This window comes from Streptomyces sp. L-9-10, assembly GCF_004151105.1.
GTDB lineage: Bacteria > Actinomycetota > Actinomycetes > Streptomycetales > Streptomycetaceae > Streptomyces.
In genome coordinates this window covers 1-693 of record NZ_PHRF01000149.1, presented here as the reverse complement: position 1 = coordinate 693, position 693 = coordinate 1, and the positions used below count along the sequence as shown (strand labels likewise).

The 693-nt window shown below is 58.7% G+C and carries 1 rRNA gene; it reads right to left on the bottom strand.

From position 1 onward, the window contains the following. Positions 1-631: ribosomal RNA gene (locus CU044_RS31255) — 23S ribosomal RNA — on the bottom strand; the annotation flags it as partial. Positions 632-693 lie beyond the last annotated feature (62 nt).

Genomic DNA, 693 nt, shown 5'->3' with positions numbered 1-693 from the left:
GCGACGCTCCCACGGCTTGTAGGCACACGGTTTCAGGTACTATTTCACTCCGCTCCCGCGGTACTTTTCACCATTCCCTCACGGTACTATCCGCTATCGGTCACCAGGGAATATTTAGGCTTAGCGGGTGGTCCCGCCAGATTCACACGGGATTTCTCGGGCCCCGTGCTACTTGGGTGGTTCTCAAACGAGCCGTACAGATTTCAGCTACGGGGGTCTTACCCTCTACGCCGGACCTTTCGCATGTCCTTCGCCTATCCATACGGTTTCTGACTCGCCGACCGGCCGGCAGACCGATCAAGAGAACTCCCACAACCCCGCATGCGCAACCCCTGCCGGGTATCACACGCATACGGTTTGGCCTCATCCGGTTTCGCTCGCCACTACTCCCGGAATCACGGTTGTTTTCTCTTCCTGAGGGTACTGAGATGTTTCACTTCCCCTCGTTCCCTCCACACTGCCTATGTGTTCAGCAGCGGGTGACAGCCCATGACGACTGCCGGGTTTCCCCATTCGGACACCCCCGGATCAAAGCTCGGTTGACAGCTCCCCGGGGCCTATCGCGGCCTCCCACGTCCTTCATCGGTTCCTGGTACCAAGGCATCCACCGTGCGCCCTTAAAAACTTGGCCACAGATGCTCGCGTCCACTGTGCAGTTCTCAAACAACGACCAGCCACCCACCACCCCACCCA